The following is a 23467-nucleotide window of genomic DNA, read 5'->3' on the forward strand; positions in this document are numbered from 1 at the left end:
TTCATTTGCAACTCTCTCGAAAGGAGTGCGATGTATGAAAACGATGATGAGATGTTTTGGGGTGGTGATTTTAGTCGGAATGATTTCTACACAGCTGATGGGACAGTGGGTAAAAACTCAAAGAGTGCAGAATAATTTGAATCTTGAACGTATGCAAAAACAAATGCATCGTCATGCCATGAATAATTCTTCAATTTCTGAGAAACAAATTCCCATAGTGCAGAGCATCATCAAAGACGATTTCCTTGTGAGTGACGATACTGCAATGATGCCGATTAGGTCGGGATACTCTTCAGTGGGTATGGATCAAATTGGGAATATCGTGGCGACTTGGGTAGATAACCGAAACGATAATGATGACATTTACATGAAACGATATTCTCCCGACGGCATTGAGTTTGGAAAGAGCACCAAAGTAAATGATGATGCGGTGTTAGCACAGCAATGGGTACCTTCGGTAGCCGTAAATAAATATGGTAGTTTCGTGATAGTATGGCCAGACGATCGAGATGGAAAACAAGGAATTTACATGCAACGTTATACTGCCGAAGGAAAACCTGTTGGAAGGAATGTAAAAGTAAATGATGGTTCCTCTGTCGCACCATATGTGTATTCATACCCCAAAGTCGCAATTGATCAAAACGGAAATGTAGTTGTTGTGTGGACTGATACACGAAGAACGAATGGTGATCCAAATGATAATAAGTGGGATGTCTATATGCAACGATATGATGCTTTAGGTATTCCACAAGGAAAAAATATTTGCGTTCATGAAGATGTCTCGGATCCATCGATTGGTATTGACAGTATTGGAATGTTTACGGTTGTATGGATGTCACGAATTAATAGTCCTGCAGAAAACTCAGATATTTATTTACAACGCTATTCATCCGATGGATTACCGAAAGGAATAAATGTAAAAGTTAATGATGATGGAGGAAATAAATATCAAGGTTGTCCAACCATATCAATGATTGCAAGCGGTGATTTTGTTGTTGTATGGGCGGATCTGCGCAACAATCCACCTGTAAGTGGATTTGAGGTTTACCTGCAACGGTTTTCATCTGACGGCGTTGCTCGGGGAAATAATATCAAGGTAAACGGTAATTTTGGCAATACTGGATCACCTCCTTCAGTTACCATAAATCAAGACCGAAATGTTGTCGTTACATGGGGCGAAGGAGATTTATATTTTCAGAGATACGATTCTTCAGGTATCGCACAAGGAAGCCCAACGAAAATCAGCAGTAATTCGTATCGCCCAGGTATCGTCAGTGATGGCAAAGGAGATTTCATAATATCGTGGGCAAAAGATTATTATTGGAGTACATATTTCCAGCGATATAGTTCTTTGGGTTCACCCCTGGGAAACAATATTGACATAAACAATGAAAAAAGATTTGCCAGCCAAACTCTCCCTTCGATAGCAATAAACAAAACCGGAACCACTCTTGTTACTTGGCTCGATGGTGGTGAGATCCCCTCAGGAAATGAGAGTTACAACGTCTATCTACAACAATTCGGAGCAGATGGTTCGGCACAAGGAAAAAATAAAAGGATTTGCTCATATTTCGACACAAGTGATTATAGTAGAACTGCAAATAGATTACCAATCGTTGTGATGAACCAGACGGGTAAAGCTATTGTTGCGTGGACTGAATATACGGATTATGAGGAAAACGTACTGTTTCGAAATTTCAACGCACAAGATGGATATATGGGAAATATTCATCATGCTGTAATGGGAATAGGATCTCCTTCAATTCCAAAAATCGGAGAAGAGAATATTTATGTAGCAGGAATTCGAGAAATTAAAGGGTGGTGGTTTCCGATCGCTTCAGATGTCTACCTGTACAAATACTCACCGTCCCTCGGCAAAGTGATCGATTCCATCAAGGTTAACCGGGATTCCGCATTTTGTGGATCTCCCAAAATTGTGCAAAATGAATTGGGACAAGGTGCTCTATCTTGGTCATCGTATTACGGAGAAAGCAAGCCACATATATTTCTGCAGCGATTATCCTCTTCCGGTGACACTATTGGAGTAGCTATTTGTGTCAATACTGATACAGCGCTTACAATATCAGAAGATCCTTCTCTCTCCATCGATCCCAAAGGGAATATTGTCGTTGTATGGTCGGATGGAAGAAATGGACACATCGACATTTATCTGCAGCGTTATGATTCATTAGGAGTTGCCATCGGGCAGAATTTAAAAATCAATGATGATGCTGGTAATGCAGATCAAATAACTCCCAATATTGAAATGGATGAGAATGGAAATTATGTTATTGTTTGGGTCGATTACCGATATGGTCTTATGAATCCCGATATTGTTGCTCAAAGATTTCATTCCGACGGGACACTATGGGGTTCGAATTTTAGAGTTGTTGCTGATGGACCCAATTATGGCGAATTAAATCCTGTGGTCGCAGCAAACAATAATAATATCTTTTTTACTTGGCAGGATAACCGCAGATATAAAGGTTGGGATATTTATGGAAAAATCACTTCGTGGGATTGGGACGGAATTCCGAACGATGTCACGAAGAATATTGAATTGCCAATGTCGTTTGCACTACGACAGAACTTCCCCAACCCCTTCAATCCTTCAACAACAATCAGCTATAGTATTCCTGAACGAAGCTCTGTCCGACTATCCATCTTCAACACACTCGGTCAAAAAATCTCTGAGATTGTGAACGAAGTGAAGGATGTAGGGTCTTATGAACAGACTTTTAATGCGTCTCAATTATCGTCAGGGATTTCCGCCAAAGGCGCCCGCCAGCCATCGGTTGGGCTGGGATACGCCTCTGGCGTATATTTCTACAGGATTGAAGCAACATCAACACAGAATTCGGGTAAGATATTTGTGGAAACGAAGAAAATGGTTTTAATGCGGTAGTGAGGGGGCTTGGAGAAAATCAAACCAAAAATGTAAAAAGTGCTTTTTAATCAAATAAATCAGAGTGTGTTCCTGCCCGCACTAAAACAAGCTCTGAACTGGTAAGCATATAAATTAAGAGCCAGTCCGGTTGTATATGACATTCTCTGCAATCTTTATATTCACCTTGTAAAGAATGATCTTTGTAGCGGGCATCGAGCTTTTTTCCATCTGCAAGAGATTCAATAATTGCGTGAAGCATATTCATATCGCAACCACGCTTCAGACACCGTTTATAGTCGGCTTTAAATTTTGATACCCGCCATATGGAAATCATTACTTTGAAAGCTCCCGAAAAAGAGCTTTCGTTGACATGAATTTCTTTCCGTGTCTTTTGCGTCCTTCAGCAATCGCCGCGCGAGTTTCTTTGTTTGGCATCTTCACTTCAAACGGTATACCCCGTTGTAATTCCACCTGCTTATAAAATACCGTTATCGCTTCAGTCGCACTAAGGCCGACGGCAGAAAATATCTTTTCAACATTATTTTTTAAATTCGGTTCCATTCGTGCCTGTACCATTGCTGTTCGCGCCATAGAAATTTCTCTTTTTGTTTCTTCAATGTATTACATATGCAGGACAAAGTCAAATATTGCTGAAGACACCAAAATAATCCTCACGTATATTTTTTGTTGTTTTGTCTACAGTGGAAGGTAACGGTTCCTGCGAAGGTGTCAACCAGTCCGATGTAAATAATGTCTGATTCTTATAATACCAGTGCCTTTATTGATTGCCTGAGTTCATAATACATTTACAGAAACTGTATTCCAGTAAAAGAGATGAATCAGTCTGTAACATTATTAGAAATTTCATTCCTACGAGAATGCGTAGTTGACACACCGTTATTATAAAAGTATCTTTGCTTCACATAGAAACACTATTCGTCGGCTCATGCCGCGAATTGGACTCAGGGACCTTCGGTTCCATCATAATCTCTTCTCTTATTCCACCCACCGGCACTGCCGGGAAAATAAATTCTGTAAAATCAAGATAAAAACATCCTCAGGAAATGATAGTAAATAAGTTATTTTAAATTATTAATGCGCTTGCCATCTCATCACTTATAAGCAGGAGATTTTATGAAAAATATTTTCAGATATTTTATTTTGTTCTTTGTCGTTCCTGTTTTGTTTGGATTGATATATGTTAGCGAAACTTACGCACAAACGGGTTGGATTCATCAAACAAGCGGGATAACTACTCATCTCGATAGAGTATGGTTTACCGATTCAAATAATGGGACAGCAGTGGGACAATCAGGCACCATTCTGCGTACGACCAATGGTGGAGTAACATGGACGAGCCAGACAAGTGGTACTACGAATATGCTCATTGGAATATGTTTCAGTAATCCTTTGAACGGTTGGGTTGTAGGAATTTACGGCACTATCTTGCACACAACAAATGGAGGTGCCACATGGACAACACAATCAAGCGGGACAACATATCATATACAAGAAGTTTCTTGTTCTGATGACAGTAACGCAACAGTAGTGGCTAATTATGGTGTTATCCTGCGCACGACGAATGGAGGAAACACCTGGATACCGCAGTCAAGCGGTACAACGAATGGTTTTTCGGGAGTTTCTTTTACTGATTCTAGTAATGGTACTGCAGTTGGACTTTCTGGTACTATTGTGCGCACAACCAATGCAGGTGCCACATGGATTACCCAAACAAGCGGAACGACCAACCATCTCTATGAAACTTCTTTCACTGATTCCAAGAATGGGACTATCGTTGGAGACCTTGGCAACATTCTGCACACAACGAATGGAGGCGCCACGTGGACGCCGCAGTCTAGTGGAACTACGAATACTCTTTGGGAAATTTCTTTTACTGATTCCAACAATGGAACTGCAGTGGGAGCCCAGGGCACTATCCTACGCACAACCAATGCAGGAGCCACATGGGCGAAACAGACGAGCGGGACTACCGTTCTGATAGGAGGAGTATCCTTCACTGATGCAAACACTGGAACGGCGGTTGGAGATGGTGGCACTATTCTTCGTACTACAACTGGTGGTGTAGTATGGGTTGAGGAAATACCAAATGGAAATATATCGCAAAACTTTGAACTTAGTCAAAACTACCCCAACCCATTCAATCCATCCACAACAATCACTTACAGCATTCCTGAACGAAGTACTGTCAAACTTTCCATCTTCAACACTCTCGGTCAAAATATTTCTGAGATAGTGAACGAAACGAACGATGCAGGTTCTTACGAACACAGTTTTAATGCGTCTCAATTATCATCAGGAATTTCCGCCAAAGGCGGATACGCCTCTGGCGTATATTTCTACAGGATTGAAGCTACGCCCGTAAGTAATTCAAAAACTTTTGTTGAAACGAAGAAAATGATATTAATACGGTAACAGTTCGTGAAAGGAGTGCGATGTATGAAAACGATGATGAGATGTTTGGTGATGAAAATACATTTTACAAGAATTAATAGAATGCTACAAATATGTTTATTGATGTTATTCATTCAGCAGTATTCACTTTGTCAACTCGTCGATTTATTTCCTCTTAAAGAGGGGTGGGATGCGACATATTTATACTCAAGTCGGGAAGGTTCCTACAACGGAAATTATTCTTGCGATAAAATAAAATATGGTTATATCAACCATCAAGTCGTTTTAAAAACAATTTTATCAGACCATATTGAATGGAGAATTACCGAAAAAGAAAGTTCAATTGTTTATTACACAACATCCTATCCTGGTGACAAGGATACTACTTACACTTGGATTGAAGAGAAATTTGTAATTTTATTAGAATTCATTAATTCACAAAATCATTTGCTAAAGGGAACAAGCAAAATATGGAGTTTTGACGATGAAACAAATATGACAAGATATGATACGCTGAAATCAGATACTGGTAATGTAGTAGGTTTTATTATAGACGATAGCCGCACTACACACTCTAAAAAATATTATTTAAAAAGTAATGTTGGTTTGATTTCTAGTAAGTCTTCTATCTTTACTTTATTATCTGATTTTGGAGCGACCTGGCTGAATATTGATGCGTCACTAATGTCTTCAAACTTACTTAACATCTATTCTCGCACAACACAACGCCCAAATAAATATCAGCTGTCACAAAACTACCCCAACCCCTTCAATTCATCCACCACAATCACTTTCAGTATTCCAGAACGAAGTATTGTCCGACTTTCCATCTTCAACACTCTGGGTCAGAAAATCTCTGAAATTGTGAATGAAACTAAGGATGTGGGTTCTTACGAACAAAGTTTTAATGCGTCTCAATTATCTTCAGGGATTTATTTCTACAGGATTGAAGCAACATCAACGCAGAATTCAGGTAAGACTTTTGTAGAAACGATGAAAATGGTTCTATTGAGATAACTTCAAAAAGGGAAGTATTGTCGCAAAAAAAACGGAGCCTAACCACCTCCGTTTTCTATTTTTCAGCTGTTCTAAATGAAGTGAATTTCTTTATTTATTAGGAGAGAATTGAGTCAGACTGAAAATATAAACTGTATACCAAACTGTATAAAAACCGAAGAAGATTATACAGACTGTGGTGTGGGCTAAAAAGAAAAAACCACTTCTTTCGTGTAAAAAAAAGTGGTTTGTTTGTACTCCCAACGGGAATCGAACCCGTGTTACAAGCTTGAAAAGCTCGTGTCCTAACCCCTAGACGATGGGAGCAGTACAATTAACAGTAAACAATGAACAGTGATCAATTATCAACTTAGAGATTGTTCATTGTTAATTGTCAATTGGTCATTGTGTTTTGGGGTGACCAGTGGGATTTGAACCCACGACCTCCAGGGCCACAACCTGGCGTTCTAACCGACTGAACTATGGCCACCATGAAAAAAAACAAAAAAATCTTTGGGGCTGATCCCGACACCAGGTGATTTCCAAAGTCGGGTTCCTCAAAATTTCAACCACTCGTAAAAAGTACTTGTGGGAAATTTTGGAGCTATGGCCACCATGGAAAAGAACTAAGCTATAGAACAAAAAACCATCCGAACGTATCAGGATGGCTTATTTAGCATACAAATATAAAAAAAAATCGTCAGTCAGGCAAGATGTTTTCATTAAACAATATTAATTCGTAGAGACCTCTGAAATATTATGTTTCCATGGTCATTTCGAGCGCAGCGAGAAATCTCAGATTTGATTTTCGTCAAAAAAATGAGATTCCTCGTCGCTCCGCTCCTCGGAATGACATTGATTTGAGATTTTTCAGAGGTCTCTCGTATTTATTCGCCACAAAAATATCAATGCTCAAAATTGCACTAAATGTATGGTATCGTGCAAGGTTCTTTTTGTGATATTTTGTGTTTTCGTGATTTTGTGGCGAGATTTTGATTTTTTTATCTACGAATCATTTTCCTTGTTTACATCATTCCACCATCTAGTGATCTTTTTTCCACTCCAAATAGTGAATATGAAGAAGAAAATTCCTGTCAAAACATCAATCACATAATGATATCGCATATACACTGTCGATATAATCAATAACGATCCTCCCACAAACAACCACCATCGAATATGTGTCTTTGTTGTAAATGCAACATACATCAATACCAGAGTTAATTGAGTGTGGCCGCTTGGAAATGCATCACGATGAACTAAAGCAGCAGGATTTATCACTCCCACAGGTACTCCACCTCCGGCATTGACGATTTCCCGTAGATAAGGAGTTAAAAAAATTCCCGGTAGCTCCGTTTCCGTCGCAAAAAAATTATGCAAGGTGAATCTCGGTCCTATCGCCGGAAACAAGAGATATCCGATATAAGACAGGTAGAATCCATACACAACCAACGAGGCTCCGAAATGGAATGCTGTCTTATCGTTTCGACGGTACAGTTCAAAAAATAATGCAATAAAAAAAAGATAGTACGATGAATACGCTATTTGAAGAATTTCCGTAATGAATGGATGAGCAAATTGATAGATCCATTCTGTAGGATTAGCACCAAACAGCCATTGATCAATGATGATCAGAATGGAATCGTAATCTCGTTGATGGATAGTGTATGTGATGGATGAAGCTTGTGTATAGATAAAGAGTATGTTGGGGACAAGATACCAATCACGGAACAATTGAATAATGATATTACTTTTTGCTTTTTTGAAAGCCGTATATTGCGCGCTATAATAGATGAAACCGCAGATCAAGACATTCATGGAGACAAAGAACACCCAGCGTTCAATCCGTGAAGCAAAAAGAATTTCCAGTATGCTCAGGGAAACAATAAAAGCAATGGTGACGACATCAGCAGAGCGAAGAAAGGGGAATCGTTTCATGAAAGATCATGTTAACATTGAAAGAAAAAGCGTGGCAAATCCTAAGAATGAAATGAAACCGAAAGCATCTGTGCATGTTGTAACAAGTACTGCCGACGCCAATGCCGGATCAATCTTTGCCCATTTAAGTCCGAGCGGGACCAGAGTTCCCATTAAGCCAGCAATGAACAAATTGGTGATCATTGCTAGACACATCACAACGCCGAGCATCAAATTTCCATAGATGATTGCAATAACAGCTCCCGCAAGAAATCCAACCAGTGTACCATTTAGTAGTCCCACAGAGATTTCTTTAATTAAAGCTTTTCGTGCATTAGAGAAATCCACTTCGCCAAGGGCAATACCGCGAACCATTAAAGTGATTGCTTGTGTTCCAGCGTTTCCACCCATGCCTGCTACAATCGGCATCAATGCGGCAAGCACAACCAGTGATTCGATGGTGTTATGGAAAATATTAATAATGCTGGAGGTGATTAATCCAGTAAAAAGATATACCGACAACCAGGGAAGTCGTTTCCTCAGCGAAGTAAGCGGAGGAGTGGATATCCGTTCATTGGTCCCAACGCCGCCAAGGCGGAAGATATCTTCAGACGCTTCTTCTTCGATAACATCAACAATGTCATCAACGGTTATTCGTCCGACAACCCTGCCGGAAAAATCAACAACCGGTGCCGCTATCAGATTGTATTTCTTAAAAATATTGGCAACTTCTTCTTGATCAACATCCGTTTTTACACTGATGATGTCGGAATCCATCACTTTATAGATCCGCCGGGCTGGAGAAAGGAGGATAAGATTTGAGATGGAGAGTGATCCTACCAGTTTATCATTTTCATCCACGACATAGACAAAATATAAATGCTGCCCTACGTCATCCTTCGCTGCACGTCGCACTGCTTGAATAGCCTTTTTCACGGTATCCTTCTGGTTCACCGTGATGACTTCTTTCTGCATGATACCGCCAGCGGTATTTTCATCGTACTGCAGAAGTTCTTTTAAGTCTTGCGAATTTTCGGCACTTAAATCGTCCAACACTTCTTCCGCTTTTTCATCCGAAAGTTCGGACACGATGTCGGTCGCTTCGTCCGAAGGGAGTTCTTCAACGATATCAGAGATTTGTTCGCTATGCAGAGTCTGCAGGAAATGCTCACGATGATCATCATCCAATTCAACAATTACTTTTCCTTGGTCTTCTGTTGAAAGGAGTGAGAACAAATAATCGCCCTCTGCAAACTCCAGACGGTTGATGATGTGTGCGATATCGGTCGGATACAAATCGTTAAGGATGTTCTTGATAAGAAAATCAGATTTGGATTGAATGAGATCCCGAAGATCATCCATCAATTCATCATCAACCTCAATCAATTCCTGCGATGTGTAGGTGTTTTCAGCCATCAACTTCCTCCGTTGATGTTTGTAAGATTTGCGGGGCACAATGGATCAATTCATTGCTCAACTGAACAAAATCTCCCACGGAAAGTTCTTCCGGACGCAATTCAAGATCGACCGATAAATTTTCTAATTCAGCAACCGGAACATCCAACCCCTTTAATCCATTGCGTAATGTTTTGCGGCGTTTACCAAACGTTCCGCGGACAATCTTCCGGAATAATTGATCATTTTCCGCTCGTTGGGAGAATGGTTGATCAAAATCCAGATGGACGATCGCCGATGATACATTGGGAATGGGGAAGAATGAATTGCGAGAAACAGCGAATTGCATTTTTGGTGTGCTGTAATATTGCAATAGTATAGAGAGGATGCCGTATTCTTTTGTGCGTGGTTTTGCAACGATACGCTGTGCCACTTCTGTCTGCATCATCACCAGAAAATCTTTCACCGCAGGAAGGGAATCAACTACATGAAACAAAATCGGTGTTGTAATGTTGTACGGAATATTGCCAATGAGGCGGAGCGGTTTTCCCATTTTTTCTTTCAGCTCTGTCAACGAAACATTGAGTATATCCTGATGAATGACGCTGATTTTTTCGCCGAATTGTTCTTGCAGCAGCGGGGCAAGTTCATTGTCTAATTCAATCACCGTAATATGGTCTAGTGTTTGAAGAAGCAGAGATGTCAGAGCACCTTTCCCCGGGCCAATTTCAACCACCGGATCGTTCGCCGTAGCGTCGAAGACACGTACGATCTTATGCGCCACATTTGGGTCTTGAAGAAAGTTTTGGCCGAGAGATTTTTTTGCGCGATGCATCATGAGTTTTCCAATGAACAGAGTGACTAAACGTGTATGAATATAACGAATGAGAGGACGTATTTCAATGAACAATGCTTATTCTTGCCTCTCTCTTTTTTTCTTTTCATATTAACCTATCCGCATGAAAAACATTTCACACGTCATACAATCACTGACCGAAAGAGATAATCTCACCGCAAAATGGATTATTCTTATTGTTTTTGCGATAGTGGTAGCCTTAATGTTCCCTCAGGGTCTTGCGGTGGAGTCGGATTATCCTGTTGGAATGGTCTGGACCGAGAACGATCTTTATGCGCCGTTTGCTTTTCCCATCTATAAAGATGAACGGGAATATGATCGTGAACGTCAGCTTGCGGCCGGGAAAGTATATAAGGTTTTTGAAGAAAGTCCTGCCATTGCACACGATTACTTGGATTCTCTCCAGATGTTCTTCGTAAAATTACAGACGATTATTGACCGGCACAAGAAGGATGAAAAAGAAGTGCAGGAGGCTCTTGCCACATTTCCTATACAATTTCGAGAGAGTGAATGGAGAACATTATGGCTTCTCCGGAACGCAGAGCGTCGAAATACTGGAACGCTCCCGAAATATTCGTTTAATAAGCTCAGGAGAGATGTGCTGTTGGTGGTGAATGGATTGTATCTTCAAGGTATTGTCAATATACGGAAATCGCAGTATCGCGAAGATGAATTGATTGCCAAACGGAAAAAAACGAACGAACAAATTGTTCCGTTGAATAAATTTTTAGATCAATTTGAACTTGGCAAAGCAGTACAGCAAACATTTATCACCGGATATAAAGGAGAGAATGATACTGTTTCGATTGCAATGAAAATTGCTCTCACGTTTTTGCAGCCCAACGTCGTTTTCCAGAAGGAACAAACCGAACGGGAAATACAATTTGGCGTAGAGCTGGTTCCGCGCACCGTTGGTGCGGTCAGTGAAGATGAACGGATCATCGCCAAAAAGGAACGGATTACGCAAGAGATAAAATTAAAGCTCGACTCACTTCGAAAAGCAAAAGAAGAACGGGGTGCCGGAATCAATTCCTACGTGACATTCGCCGGCAAAGTGATGCATATCTTTGCTATCATGTGGATGTTGGTGATGTACATTTATCTCTTCCGGAAAAAAATTTATCACGACAATCTTAAGCTGATACTCATCTCATCTCTCTATTTTGCCGTGGCGTTTATAGCGTTTTTAACGGTACAGAATACCACGGAACTCCCGCTTCGCTTTTTAATCTTCGTCCCTGCCGTGTCGATGATTTTGACGATTATTTTTGATTCGCGCATTGCATTTTACAGCACTGTTGTGTTATCGCTTCTGGTGGCCGGAATACGCGGCAACGATTATGCAATAGCCCTATCATCACTTGTTGCGGGCGCGTTTGCTATCTATACAGTGCGGGATATCAAAAAACGTACGCAGATATTTCGTTCGATCATTTACATTTTCCTCGGTTACGCTACAACGGTCATTGCTCTTGCATTGGAGCGGTACGAATCTTTAACAATTGTCCGTGACCAACTGTTGGTGTCAGGTTTCAATGCAATCCTTTCGCCTATTATTGCTTACGGAATTCTTATCTTTTTTGAAAAGATTTTTAGGATTTCCACGGAACTGACACTTGTTGATCTCTGCGATTATAATCATCCACTGCTGAAAGAACTTGCCCATAAGGCGCCCGGATCGTTTCACCATAGTGTGAATGTGGCAACGCTTGCCGAAAGTGCTGCGGAAGCAATTGGTGCAAATCCCACACTGGCACGGGCGGGAGGATTGTATCATGATATCGGTAAGATGTTGAACCCAGAATCGTTCGTGGAAAATCAGCTTGGCACGGAGAATAAACATCGTACGATGAGTCCCAGAAAAAGTGTCCGTATCATCGCTGCTCACATTGAAGATGGAATGGATCTTGGCCGCCGGCATAATCTTCCGGAAACAATCGTCAATTTCATTCCCATGCACCATGGAACCATGCATGTGGGATTTTTTTATGAGAAAGCATTACGACAAAAGAGGAACAGAGGCGAAGTAAACGAGAACGATTTCCGATATCCGGGGCCAAAACCGAATTCAAAAGAGACGGCCATTGTTATGCTTGCTGATGGCATCGAAGCATCAACACGGACGATCAACGATCCGACGGTGGAAAAGATTGAGGCGAATATCGATTCTCTGATCAAACTCAGATTATTGGAAGGGGAATTGGACGAAAGCAGTCTGAACCTCCGCGATTTGAATCTTATCAAAGAGAGTTTTTTGAAGATCCTGGTTGGAATTCATCATTCTCGTCTGCAGTACCCCGAACAGGGAACGGGAACGCAAGCCATGACCGATCAAGAGGAATTGTCGCTTCCGGAGAAAAAATCCTCGGCTTCCAAAATATCGACTGATAAACGACTACAGCGCACCATCGAAAACATCGATCTGAAATGAAGTTCGATAAACAATCCTACTTTCGTTTTATCCAACTGGAAAAAAGTCTTGCCGGAAATTCCATTGAAGCCTATGAACGGGATATCAATCGGTATTTTCAATTCCTGGAACAGAATGGTATTACAACGCTTGACCAAGTAGAAGAAGAACATGTGTCGGCGTTCATCACCATTCTGCGGAAACTCGAGTTGTCGCCGAAAAGCATCGCCCGAAATATCTCGGCGATAAAAGGACTCCATAAATTTTTACTCGGTGAACGCCGCACGCAGATTGATCCGACGCAGAATATTGAACTTCCCAAAAAAGGAAAACATCTTCCCGATGTCCTGAGTGTTGATGAGATCAATCAAATACTTGATGCTGCAAATCCCGCGGCAGAGACGGCGACGAAATTTGTCTGGAGAGACAGAGCTATTCTTGAGACATTATATGGAACAGGGATGCGTGTATCCGAATTGACAGGATTAATGCAATCAAACATCATGGAAGATCAGCAACTCGTTCGTGTTTTTGGCAAAGGCTCCAAGGAACGACTGATCCCGATCGGTGACGTTGCGTTGAAATGGATCAATGAATATAAGCAGCGAGTGCGTTCAGTTCTGGCACAGCAGAAGAAATCCAACGATGCGCTCTTTCTCAATTTTCGCGGCGGAGCAATTTCCCGCGTTTCAGTCTGGCAGATTGTGAGCGACTATACACGCAGAGCGGGAATTACGAAAGAAATTCACCCGCATACGTTTCGTCATTCATTTGCAACGCATCTGTTGGAAGGGGGAGCGGATCTTCGGTCTGTTCAGGAAATGCTAGGCCATGCAGATATTTCCACCACACAGATCTATACGCATATTGATCGCGAACATTTAAAGCAACAGCATAAACAATTTCACCCGAGAGCATAAGTGTTGAAAATATGATTAAGAAATCCGCCCCCCGCAATAGAACGCTCACGTTAACAGCTGTTGAAAAAAGTCGATTTCAAAAGAGGTTATTGAAATTGACAAAACCAACGGCTGTATTGACACTTCTGGACAAAACAATCGTGCAGCATGTGAATGATGCCGTTCAATATTTTCCGGGTGGTTTTGTGGATTTACTTTTTATTGATCCTCCGTACAATCTCACTAAAAAATTCAATGCAAACACATTCCGGGCTATATCGCATAACGAATATGTGGAGTGGATGGATTCGTGGCTCTCCAAACTTGTGCGTGTTTTGAAACCGACCGCATCAATTTACATCTGCGGGGATTGGAGATCATCTGCTGCTATTCAGCAGGTTGCACAGAAGTATTTTATAATTCGCAACAGGATCACATGGGAACGGGAAAAAGGTCGCGGTGCAAAAGCAAATTGGAAAAATGCATCCGAAGATATTTGGTACTGCACTATGTCGGATATATTCACCTTTCAACTTGATGCCGTAAAAGTGAAACGGAAAGTGATTGCACCGTATACAGAAAACGGAAAACCGAAAGATTGGAAGAAATCAGACAGTGGAAATTTTCGCATGACCCATCCCTCTAATCTTTGGACTGATCTCACCGTACCGTTCTGGTCCATGCCGGAAAACACTGAACATCCAACGCAAAAACCGGAAAAACTCGTTGCTAAGATTATTCTTGCCAGCACGAAAGAGGGAGATGTGGTGCTCGATCCGTTCCTCGGCTCCGGTACGACCTCCGTAGTAGCAAAAAAACTTAGAAGAAAATACGTTGGAATTGAAATTGATGAAAAATTTGCTTCTATTTCAGAGAAGCGTTTGGAACGGGCCGAAACAGAAACTTCTATTCAAGGATTTGTTGACGGAGTTTTTTGGGAGCGAAACTCGCAATCATGATCGGGAGTTGTGTAAAACCCTTACGAATAGACATCCAGAACAATTCCGCTTTAGGCTGATACGTCGAACGATGACAATAATAAACCATGTCGAATCGAACCAGCATCTTGTATTGCTTGATATGAATATTTATTATTAACTGATGGTACGCAAAACTGAAAATTCTTTTTATCTCGTCCCTAAAGGGACTCTGTATTTGGAAATCGTATTATACTACAAATAGTACGCGCCTACGGCGCTTTTTGAAACCATTAAAATCATAAACTCATTCGCTTGTTTTGTTGTCCCGGTAGGGACAAGATATTTGTAGAAGATCAAGTGAATCAATTTTCAAGTCCCGTTAGGGACGAAATATTCTTTCATTCATAACTGATGTGTGCAACATCAGTTATGAAGAAAAAAGCAAAATATTATCACTCCTTGCAGTTCAGAATTTGATGTCCAATATTAAACACAATACATAGGTTGTATGAAACGTAGAATACTTGCTCTTGCAGAAGGGCGCTTTAGTCCTTTAAAATCAAAAACCGCAAACGCTGTGCTCATCTATACTCCCGGTGAAACCGTTGCAATTATCGACAGCACAAAAGTCGGAAAAGTTGCACAGGATGTGCTCGGGTATGGCGGTAGCGTTCCTGTTGTAGCAAGTGTTGAAGAGGGATTAAAATTTCAACCGACACATTTGTTGATCGGCATCGCACCGACCGGCGGTCGACTTCCTGATGTATGGCGCGAATGGATTAAAACAGCGATACGAAATAAGATGCACATTCTCAGCGGTTTGCATACAATCCTTTCCGATGACGAAGAATTTGCGAAGCTGGCTGATGAACATCATGTAACGATAACTGATTGGCGGAAAATTCCACTGGAATATGAAGTGGTTTCAAAGGGAAGTTATCGGACGCGAAAAGCAAAAACTATTCTTACCGTTGGAGCGGATTGCAACATTGGGAAAATGACAACCATGCTGCAGGTGTATAACGAATTTTTGAAACGGGGCTTAAAAAGCGATTTTATCGGTACGGGTCAGACAGGTATTATGATCTCCGGAAAAGGAATCGCTGTTGATGCAGTGATAAGCGATTATATTGCCGGAAGTATCGAAAAATGCATCGACGCTTCGAATGCCGATGGTTTCGATTATATTTTTGTGGAAGGACAGGGAGCGCTGACGCATCAAGGTTATAGCGGTGTCACATTTGGATTAATGCATGGAACTATGCCCGACGCAATGATTATGTGCGTTCAACCGACCCGCACACTTGATGATTACGGATTACCCCTTCCCGATTTGAATAAACTCATCAAACTGCATGAAAATGTCATAGAGTTTTTTCGTCCGACCAAAGTGGTTGGTATTGGGATTAATTCCATCGGTTTGACGGATGAGCAGAGCAAAGACGAAGCAAAAAAAATAGAGGATCTCACCGGATTGCCGGCCATTGACACATTCCGTTTTGGTGGCATGAAACTAGCCGATACATTGTTGAATTATTTAGGGTAATCCATTTTGAAAATAATTCCAATCATATTACTTTTATTATTATGTTCTTCCTGTCAAAAGAAGAAATCTGAGCAACCGAGTGTTCAGCGGGTAGATAATTATGTCCCGCCGGCATCGGAAGCAGAGATTGATACAACGCAGGGATATGTTTCTCCATCGGATGCGTTCAGCGATCATTCAAATTTTGATATTTCAAATTTCCAGACCAGCAAAGTAAGTTTTCGAGGAACACGGAATATCTCATATCAAATTTCGCAGCCGAAAAATAATAATCTTACCATTGTTGTAGAATATCTTAACGGTGCATGGAAAAACGGAGACACAGCTTCAACGGCCACGAGAATTCTTCTCTATCTGGAAAATGAATTACTCTATCGCAAAGCATTTCCGCTTGAATTTGCGGATGCAGTGAATTTTTTATCAATCAAACAATGCGATAATACTCTGCTCACCGTCAGCCTGACAAAATCGATTGTGTATTATTGGTTTGATAAAGTCCATAGCGATGGAAGCATCGAAAAAGAATATCATGCAATCAGTGTGGATAAGGAAGGTGTTACCAACGAGCTTTCCGGCGATCTTGTCCGGGTCGGCAGCAGTTATGAATCCGTTCGCTTTCTGAATGAAAATCGATTAAAGGCGAAAGTCTCTCCGAATTCCCGCTATCCAAATTTGACGGTTGATCTTATTTTTTCCATTGATTGGAAGATTTGCACGGCTGTGTTGGATGTTCCAATCGATACGGTTTTTGCCGTATCGGATCAGCCTTCGCGTTATTTCAACAGTAAAATTAAATTGTATCAATCTGTCGATCGAGCATCGGCGTTTCGCGAAACTGCTTTTCGGCGTTTAACGCAAGCGCAGATGCAGCGCATCTTTCTCCCTTCTCTGTTCGATAGGGGAAGCATCGATCGTGATCGATTGTATATTGAATTCAATCGGACGATAAAAGGATGGATCGACTATGAAACACTGATATTTGAGGAGATCATTTCAGAAAATTAATTTTTTTACATTCTTGCATGAAAATCCCGCTGAATTCTTTCAATTAAGCGGGATTTTTTTTATCATTCATATAGATAAAGAGTTATGATGTATCTTAAGCAAACCCGAACATGCTTCGGGTTTATTGTTCTACAGACTGTGATGAAAGTACAGAAACAATGATTGTCATGAAATTCGGCGGCACTTCTGTTGAAGATGCCAAAGCAATTCGGAACCTAACAGAGATCGTTAAACAGGAGCTACCACGGAAACCAATCGTCATCGTCTCCGCATGTTCCGGTATCACCAATCAGTTGCTGCAAACCGCTTCGCTTGCATCCCACGGAAAAAAAGAAGAAGCATTGAACAATGTTGCGGCAATTGAATCGCGGCACAAGAAGATTGTGAAAGAACTGTTTGATGGTGATCTTCAACGATTTTTGAACAAACATTTGGCTCAGATTGCTGAAGAACTGGCCGCACTTGTTAATGGTGTAGTCGTTTTGGGGGAATTGACCAATCGCTCCCTTGATACATTTGCTGCGTATGGTGAGCGGATGTCCTCCTTTATTATCCATCACTATTTTGAATCGCAGCGATTTAAATCATTCTGGGTGGATGCTCGTTCATGGATGATCACGGACGAACAGTATACGAAAGCTCTCCCTCAATTTGATGTCACCGAGAGAAAGCTTCGTGAGATCGTTCAACCGAAAATACAGAACGGGTATGTTGTCATTTCACAAGGATTTATCGGATCAACACCGAGTGGAATTACGACCACTATTGGACGCGGTGGTTCGGATTATTCCGCCGCTATTATCGGGGCGCTCTTGGATGCGGAAGATATACAGATCTGGACTGATGTCGATGGGATTCTTTCGAGTGACCCTAGTGTTGTGAAGGATGCAAAAAAAATTAAGGTGATGTCATTTAACGAGGCGGCGGAACTTGCGTACTTTGGCGCTCGCGTATTGCATCCTGAAACGATTCTTCCGGCAGTGAAAAAAAATATTCCTGTGAGAGTATTAAATTCGAAGAATCCGCATTCTTCCGGAACCTTGATTGTCTCAAAACCAAAGACTGACAAACGTTGTATTGTAAAATCAATTGCGTATAAAGAAGGGATAACACTCGTCAGTATTGTTTCCACGAGAATGTTTTTGGCCACGGGATTTTTAGAAAATGTGTTTGATGTCTTCCACAAATATGAAACGGTTGTTCATACGGTTGCTACATCGGAAGTAAGTGTGACGGCTACGATCGACAATACGAAGAATCTTTCCAACATTATTCGGGAGTTGAAACAGTTTGCTACCGTTTCTATCAGCGATAAAAAAGCAATTGTCTGCATTGTTGGGGACAACCTTCGCAACAGTCCGGGACTTGCCGTAAAGATGCTCGGACCGATTTCGGATGTGAATATTAATATGATTTCTCAGGGAGCTTCAGAGATCAACTTAAGTTTTGTGATTGACGAAGACCATGTTGACGATGTTGTATTGAAATTGCATAAAGCATTGTTTGCAAACGCCGGAAGTTTTCCGGAAATATTTGAATGATAAAAACAGCTATTGACTGTTAGCCATTGTCTATTAGGAAAAGTCGAAAAACATCTAGACCAATAGTTAAAGGCCAATAGCTAAGAGCCAACTGGTAAGAGCTTTTTTTTTAATAACGTTATGAATCATTTCCACTATAAAGAAAATCAACTGTTTTGCGAAGAGACCGCAGTTCAAGAAATTGTGGAAGAATTCGGAACGCCGCTCTATTTGTACAGCAAGCAGCAGGTGATTGATAACTTCCGCTCAATTGATAGTGCGTTTGAGGGAGTCGATCATATTACATGCTATGCTCTTAAGGCAAACAGTAATCGTGAATTGCTGAAACTTCTTGTGAAAGAAGGGGCCGGAGCGGATGCTGTTTCTGCGGGGGAAATTTATTTTGCTTTGCAGTCAGGTTTTCATCCATCTAAGATCACCTTTGCCGGCGTTGGAAAACAAGATGCAGAAATTGAATATGCATTGAAGCAGAATATTTTTTCCTTCAACGTGGAATCGATTGAAGAACTTGCGGTAATCAATGAAATTGCCGGAAGAATGAATACGAAAGCGCGTATTGCTCTCCGCATCAATCCGGATATCGATGCGTCAACGCATCCGTATATTTCCACCGGCTTAAAGACAAATAAATTTGGAATTGATATATCTGTTGCCGTTGAGGCATTCAAATATGCTGCATCACTTCCGAACTTAATTGTTGATGGCATTCACACGCATATCGGTTCACAGATTTTGAAACTAGAACCCTTTGTCCAAACTGCAGAAAAAGTTGTTGATATGGTAAGGGAACTTCGCACTCTTGGAATTAATATTCAACACATTGATTTCGGCGGCGGATATGGTGTGACGTACAAAAATGCTATTAAACATCCACTGCTTCCGGAGGAAAAAGGAACCAGCGCGGATGAAACACCAGGAAACAATGCATTTATCTCATCGGTGCTCCCGATTCTTAAACAAGCAAACTGTAAATTAGTGGTTGAACCGGGACGCTCTATTATTGCGAATACCGGTATATTGATAACAAAAGTGTTGTATCGAAAGGACAATGGCGTAAAAAAATTCGTCATTGTCGATGCCGGAATGAATGATCTCATTCGGCCAAGTCTCTATCAGGCGTTCCATCAAATTGTTCCGTTGACTGTACAATCTGGTGATACGGAGATGGTGGATATTGTGGGACCGGTCTGCGAATCCGGCGATTTCTTTGCACGGGATCGAACCATGCCATTTGTGCAACGGGGAGATTATTTGGCGATTCTCACCGCCGGTGCATATGGTTTTTCGGTTTCGTCGCATTACAATGCGCGGCCAAGCGTTGCCGAAGTATTGGTGAACGGAGAAAAAGTGAGAGTCATTCGAGAACGGCAAAAACTCGAAGAGTTACCATAATACAATACCACGTTCCAAATAACAAATTGCAATGAATGTGAAAATGAAAAAGCAGAAAAAATATTTTAGGAAGAAGGTAAAATAGAACAATGAAACACTATAAAGTAATTGTTGCCGGTGCTACTGGTATGGTTGGACGAAAAATGCTTCAAGTTCTTGAAGAACGAAAATTTCCCGTTGGAGAATTGATACCAATGGCTTCAGCACGTTCGGTAGGAACGACAGTGACATGTAACGGAAAAAATTGGAACGTTCAGGAATTGAATGAAGAGAATATTAAAAAGAGCGGTGCAGAGATTGCGCTGTTTTCAGCGGGCGGTTCAGTGAGCAAGGAATTTGCTCCTATTTGTGCGAAATATGGAATTCTGGTGATCGATAATAGCAGCGCCTGGCGAATGGATCCGAATGTTCCATTGGTCGTGCCTGAAGTCAATCGCAAAGAAATATTTTCCGGAAGTAAGATTATTGCAAACCCGAATTGTTCTACCATTCAAATGGTGGTGGTGTTGAAACCGTTGCACGATCAGTATAAAATTAAACGCGTTGTTGTTTCGACATATCAATCAGTCACCGGTGCCGGACAAAAAGGATATGACCAGTTGATGAAAGAATGGAATAAGGAAAAAGTCGAATCTCCGAAATTTCCCTATCAGATCTCGTTCAACTGTCTTCCGCACATTGATGAATTTACCGATAGCGGCTATACCAAAGAAGAATTAAAAATGGTCAATGAAACACAAAAAATCATGGGAGATAATACAATTGCTGTCTCTCCCACGTGCGTCCGCGTTCCCTCTATCGGAGGACACAGTGAATCAGTCAATTTGGAATTTGAAAAACCATTTGAACTATCAGAGGTGTTTACATTGCTGAAAAACGCTCCCGGCGTTGTCCTTCAAGACAATCCCAAAGAAAAAATTTATCCCATGCCGATTTTTGCACACGATAAGGACGAAACATTTGTTGGTCGAATTCGCCGTGATGATTCGGTAAAAAGTGGCCTAAATTTATGGATCGTTTCAGACAACATCCGAAAAGGTGCAGCAACCAACGCGGTACAGATTGCCGAAGAGTGGATTAAAGGAAAATAAGAGCATCAAATTATTAATGGGTGTATCCGCCGAAATAATGGTTGGATACACCTTTTTTTATATTCCCTCCTTGGCAGCGAATTATCCATGCTGCTTATATTTACAGTGATATTTCTCCCATTCATGATTTCTATGATCAAATAAAGACATTTTTGTATTTTTCCGCATTCTTCTATATTGGCAAGTTGAGATATTCCCTTTATTCCTGACCTCATTTTACATATTATAATCAAATCTAAAGCGTCATTCTGAAAACGATATCGTATAACTTGAAGGATATTATATGTGGAAAACAACAGAAGGGAGCACCGGACGACTCATTCAGCTCGCCATTGGATATTTTTTCTTTTATGTCATCACTGGTGTCAGTGTAAAGTATTTTACCGGCAATACCGCTAATGGATTTCCGGGAATGAATCAGATCGAATATCTTGTCTATAGTACCATCGGTGGAAATTTTATTGCATTATCTGTCGCGTTAGTGTTGCGTTGGTACCGTATTAAATCGAATAAAATTATCACATTGTGGAATATTCGGTTCCCTCAGGAAATTCTCTACATCATTCCTTCCGGAATTTGCACCGCGGTTGTCATTCCAACAACAACTATGATGTATCTCTTACCGATTTCAGTGATGGTTGCCATGGTTATCATGCGTGCAAGCGTTATAATCATCAGTCGATGTGTTGACGCCATTCAAATCTATCAAGGTATTTTAAAGAAGCACGTCTATGCCGAGGAAAATTATGCCGTTGTATTTGCATTGTTGGCTGCCGCGATGAATATCATTTGGGTCGCTCCGGGGGATTTTGATTTTATCAATTCATTTGCAGCGGTGACCATCTTGAGCAGCTACATCGTCGTCTATTCTATTCGTATTTATATTATGAACTATTATAAGAATACGAGGGCGAAGGGGGTTAAGCTGGATAACAACGGATTCTTTGCTATAGAACAAATTACTGCAACCATCGTGATGGCTTCCGTTAGCTACGTATTATTCCAATCTCCTGATTGGTTTCAAACAACGAATGTACAATTATTGACGTTTCACCAAACATTCGCAGAGGCTCATTCACAATGGGAATGGGCAGTGGTAGCCGGATTGGCTTATGGAATGGTTGCATTTTTTTCCGTTTTCATTTTTATGTTTAAAGGAAGAACAGCAACGTTTGCTGGTTTGGTGAACAGACTTACCTCACTTGTTGCCGGTACTGCGGCAACACTAGTCTCATATTTTATGTTTCAGGGAAGATTCCCAAAGATGCAGGATTGGATCTCGCTCGGATTTATTTTGATTGCCGTAGGGTTTTTGTCTCGCGCCGAAAAGAAACGAACACGGGAACTTGTGCTGGCAAATGAGATTCAATTGAAAGGGTGAGCTCTTAAGATGTAGGACACCTATAAGGTGTCCTAATCTTTTAAAAAATCACCTCTTTATTCCCCACAGTTTTGTTGTTGCCCGTTCTAATTCCGTTTCAATCAGTTTTATATCGTTCGTTTTTTCCGGCATATTCTCAAATATCGCGTATGGAACTTTGTGTCCCCGGATGGTAATGAAATTGGGATCTTTTGCTTCAATCGCTTCCCAATCGTTTGTCTTATAATAGAACTCCATCTTTTCATCGGGAAGAGAATGATGAAGGATAGAATCTTCCTGTCCGGGACGGGCTCGTCGACGGTTCTTCCGCACGGATTCTTCATACGGCACTTTGATATACACTAGCGATGCTTTGCTCAGCATCTCGTCGGAAAGGAATGACATTGCATTCACAATAGCATTTTCTCCGCCTCTGGCAAATTCCACCAGGGTTGTCATTTTGGAATGATACTCACTATCCTTCATGACTTTCTTTTGATAATCGAGCGCAAGACGTTTCATGTACAGATCCCAAATGTATTGGTCTTTAAACCAATATTTTTCATCGCTCCAAATGCGCGGCTTTCCCATTTGTGTCATCAGATCGTCCAATTCAAATGTTTCCCATACATATAAAAAATCATCAAGTTCTTCAAAATTTGCAATGTGGAATTTTTCTAATCGAACAATCGGGTCGCATTTTTTTAAGAAATCGATTACTTCGGATTTACCCGCGGCAGGTCTGCCGGTAATGATTAAAATCGGGAAATGATTATTTGCCATACTATTCTCCTCATGAAAAATGATACATGCAGCGGTCAGTGTGTCGTGAATTTTGAG

18 protein-coding genes and 2 tRNA genes are annotated in these 23467 nt (G+C 41.0%); 12 read left to right on the forward strand and 8 right to left on the reverse strand.

Features of this window, described 5'->3' with window-relative positions; genetic code table 11:
* Positions 1-34 precede the first annotated feature (34 nt).
* Positions 35-2905, forward strand: a complete 2871-nt coding sequence (locus WDA22_14480; protein ID MFA5834683.1) for a T9SS type A sorting domain-containing protein — start codon at positions 35-37, stop codon at positions 2903-2905.
* Between the two features lie 46 nt (positions 2906-2951).
* Here the strand turns inward: WDA22_14480 and WDA22_14485 are convergent, their stop codons facing one another.
* Positions 2952-3221, reverse strand: coding sequence for a type II toxin-antitoxin system YafQ family toxin (locus WDA22_14485; GenBank protein MFA5834684.1), 270 nt, complete (start codon positions 3219-3221; stop codon positions 2952-2954).
* Positions 3221-3478 carry a type II toxin-antitoxin system RelB/DinJ family antitoxin gene (locus WDA22_14490; protein MFA5834685.1) on the reverse strand — a complete coding sequence of 86 codons (258 nt, stop codon included), beginning with the start codon at positions 3476-3478 and terminating at the stop codon, positions 3221-3223. Before WDA22_14490 ends, WDA22_14485 begins: the two co-directional genes overlap by 1 nt.
* Before the next feature lie 543 nt (positions 3479-4021).
* Between WDA22_14490 and WDA22_14495 the strand changes: the two genes are divergently transcribed.
* Positions 4022-5320, forward strand: coding sequence for a YCF48-related protein (locus WDA22_14495; GenBank protein MFA5834686.1), 1299 nt, complete (start codon positions 4022-4024; stop codon positions 5318-5320).
* 24 nt (positions 5321-5344) lie between these two features.
* Entirely contained in the window at positions 5345-6316 is a 972-nt protein-coding gene (locus tag WDA22_14500; GenBank protein MFA5834687.1) for a T9SS type A sorting domain-containing protein, read from the forward strand.
* 234 nt (positions 6317-6550) lie between these two features.
* Here the strand turns inward: WDA22_14500 and WDA22_14505 are convergent.
* The 5 genes from WDA22_14505 to rsmA all read right to left on the reverse strand — a co-directional run bounded on the left by WDA22_14505 (position 6551) and on the right by rsmA (position 10445).
* Positions 6551-6622, reverse strand: a tRNA-Glu gene (locus WDA22_14505).
* A gap of 86 nt (positions 6623-6708) precedes the next feature.
* A tRNA-His gene (locus tag WDA22_14510) sits at positions 6709-6785 on the reverse strand.
* 515 nt (positions 6786-7300) lie between these two features.
* Positions 7301-8233 (reverse strand): phosphatase PAP2 family protein, encoded by a 933-nt coding sequence (locus WDA22_14515; GenBank protein ID MFA5834688.1) that lies wholly within the window; start codon positions 8231-8233, stop codon positions 7301-7303.
* A gap of 6 nt (positions 8234-8239) precedes the next feature.
* Positions 8240-9628, reverse strand: a complete 1389-nt coding sequence (mgtE, locus tag WDA22_14520) for a magnesium transporter (protein MFA5834689.1) — start codon at positions 9626-9628, stop codon at positions 8240-8242.
* Positions 9621-10445 (reverse strand): 16S rRNA (adenine(1518)-N(6)/adenine(1519)-N(6))-dimethyltransferase RsmA, encoded by an 825-nt coding sequence (rsmA, locus tag WDA22_14525; protein ID MFA5834690.1) that lies wholly within the window; start codon positions 10443-10445, stop codon positions 9621-9623. The genes mgtE and rsmA overlap by 8 nt, the downstream gene beginning before the upstream one ends.
* A gap of 121 nt (positions 10446-10566) precedes the next feature.
* On the opposite strand from rsmA, the gene WDA22_14530 reads away from it, so the two are divergent.
* The 9 genes from WDA22_14530 (at position 10567) to WDA22_14570 (ending at position 22648) form a co-directional block, all read left to right on the forward strand.
* Complete coding sequence (locus WDA22_14530) at positions 10567-12894, forward strand: HDIG domain-containing metalloprotein (protein MFA5834691.1); 2328 nt, start codon at positions 10567-10569, stop codon at positions 12892-12894.
* On the forward strand, positions 12891-13793 hold the full coding sequence (gene xerD / locus WDA22_14535; GenBank protein ID MFA5834692.1) for a site-specific tyrosine recombinase XerD: 903 nt from the start codon (positions 12891-12893) through the stop codon (positions 13791-13793). Before WDA22_14530 ends, xerD begins: the two co-directional genes overlap by 4 nt.
* An 11-nt stretch (positions 13794-13804) precedes the next feature.
* Entirely contained in the window at positions 13805-14731 is a 927-nt protein-coding gene (locus tag WDA22_14540; GenBank protein MFA5834693.1) for a site-specific DNA-methyltransferase, read from the forward strand.
* Between the two features lie 469 nt (positions 14732-15200).
* Complete coding sequence (locus WDA22_14545; GenBank protein MFA5834694.1) at positions 15201-16238, forward strand: DUF1611 domain-containing protein; 1038 nt, start codon at positions 15201-15203, stop codon at positions 16236-16238.
* Between the two features lie 6 nt (positions 16239-16244).
* Positions 16245-17243, forward strand: a complete 999-nt coding sequence (locus WDA22_14550) for a hypothetical protein (GenBank protein ID MFA5834695.1) — start codon at positions 16245-16247, stop codon at positions 17241-17243.
* Between the two features lie 158 nt (positions 17244-17401).
* Positions 17402-18784 carry a lysine-sensitive aspartokinase 3 gene (gene lysC, locus WDA22_14555; GenBank protein MFA5834696.1) on the forward strand — a complete coding sequence of 461 codons (1383 nt, stop codon included), beginning with the start codon at positions 17402-17404 and terminating at the stop codon, positions 18782-18784.
* 120 nt (positions 18785-18904) lie between these two features.
* Entirely contained in the window at positions 18905-20176 is a 1272-nt protein-coding gene (lysA, locus tag WDA22_14560; GenBank protein MFA5834697.1) for a diaminopimelate decarboxylase, read from the forward strand.
* 89 nt (positions 20177-20265) lie between these two features.
* Complete coding sequence (locus tag WDA22_14565) at positions 20266-21267, forward strand: aspartate-semialdehyde dehydrogenase (protein MFA5834698.1); 1002 nt, start codon at positions 20266-20268, stop codon at positions 21265-21267.
* Positions 21268-21550: 283 nt separating this feature from the next.
* The gene (locus WDA22_14570) at positions 21551-22648 is read left to right on the forward strand and encodes a hypothetical protein (protein MFA5834699.1); all 1098 of its coding nucleotides are present in this window, start codon (positions 21551-21553) and stop codon (positions 22646-22648) included.
* Between the two features lie 48 nt (positions 22649-22696).
* Here WDA22_14570 and WDA22_14575 read toward each other — a convergent pair whose 3' ends face one another.
* Positions 22697-23410 (reverse strand): hypothetical protein, encoded by a 714-nt coding sequence (locus WDA22_14575; protein ID MFA5834700.1) that lies wholly within the window; start codon positions 23408-23410, stop codon positions 22697-22699.
* Between the last annotated feature and the right edge of the window lie 57 nt (positions 23411-23467).

The organism is Bacteroidota bacterium, assembly GCA_041658205.1.
Classification (GTDB): Bacteria; Bacteroidota; Ignavibacteria; order UBA10030; family UBA8401; genus UBA8401.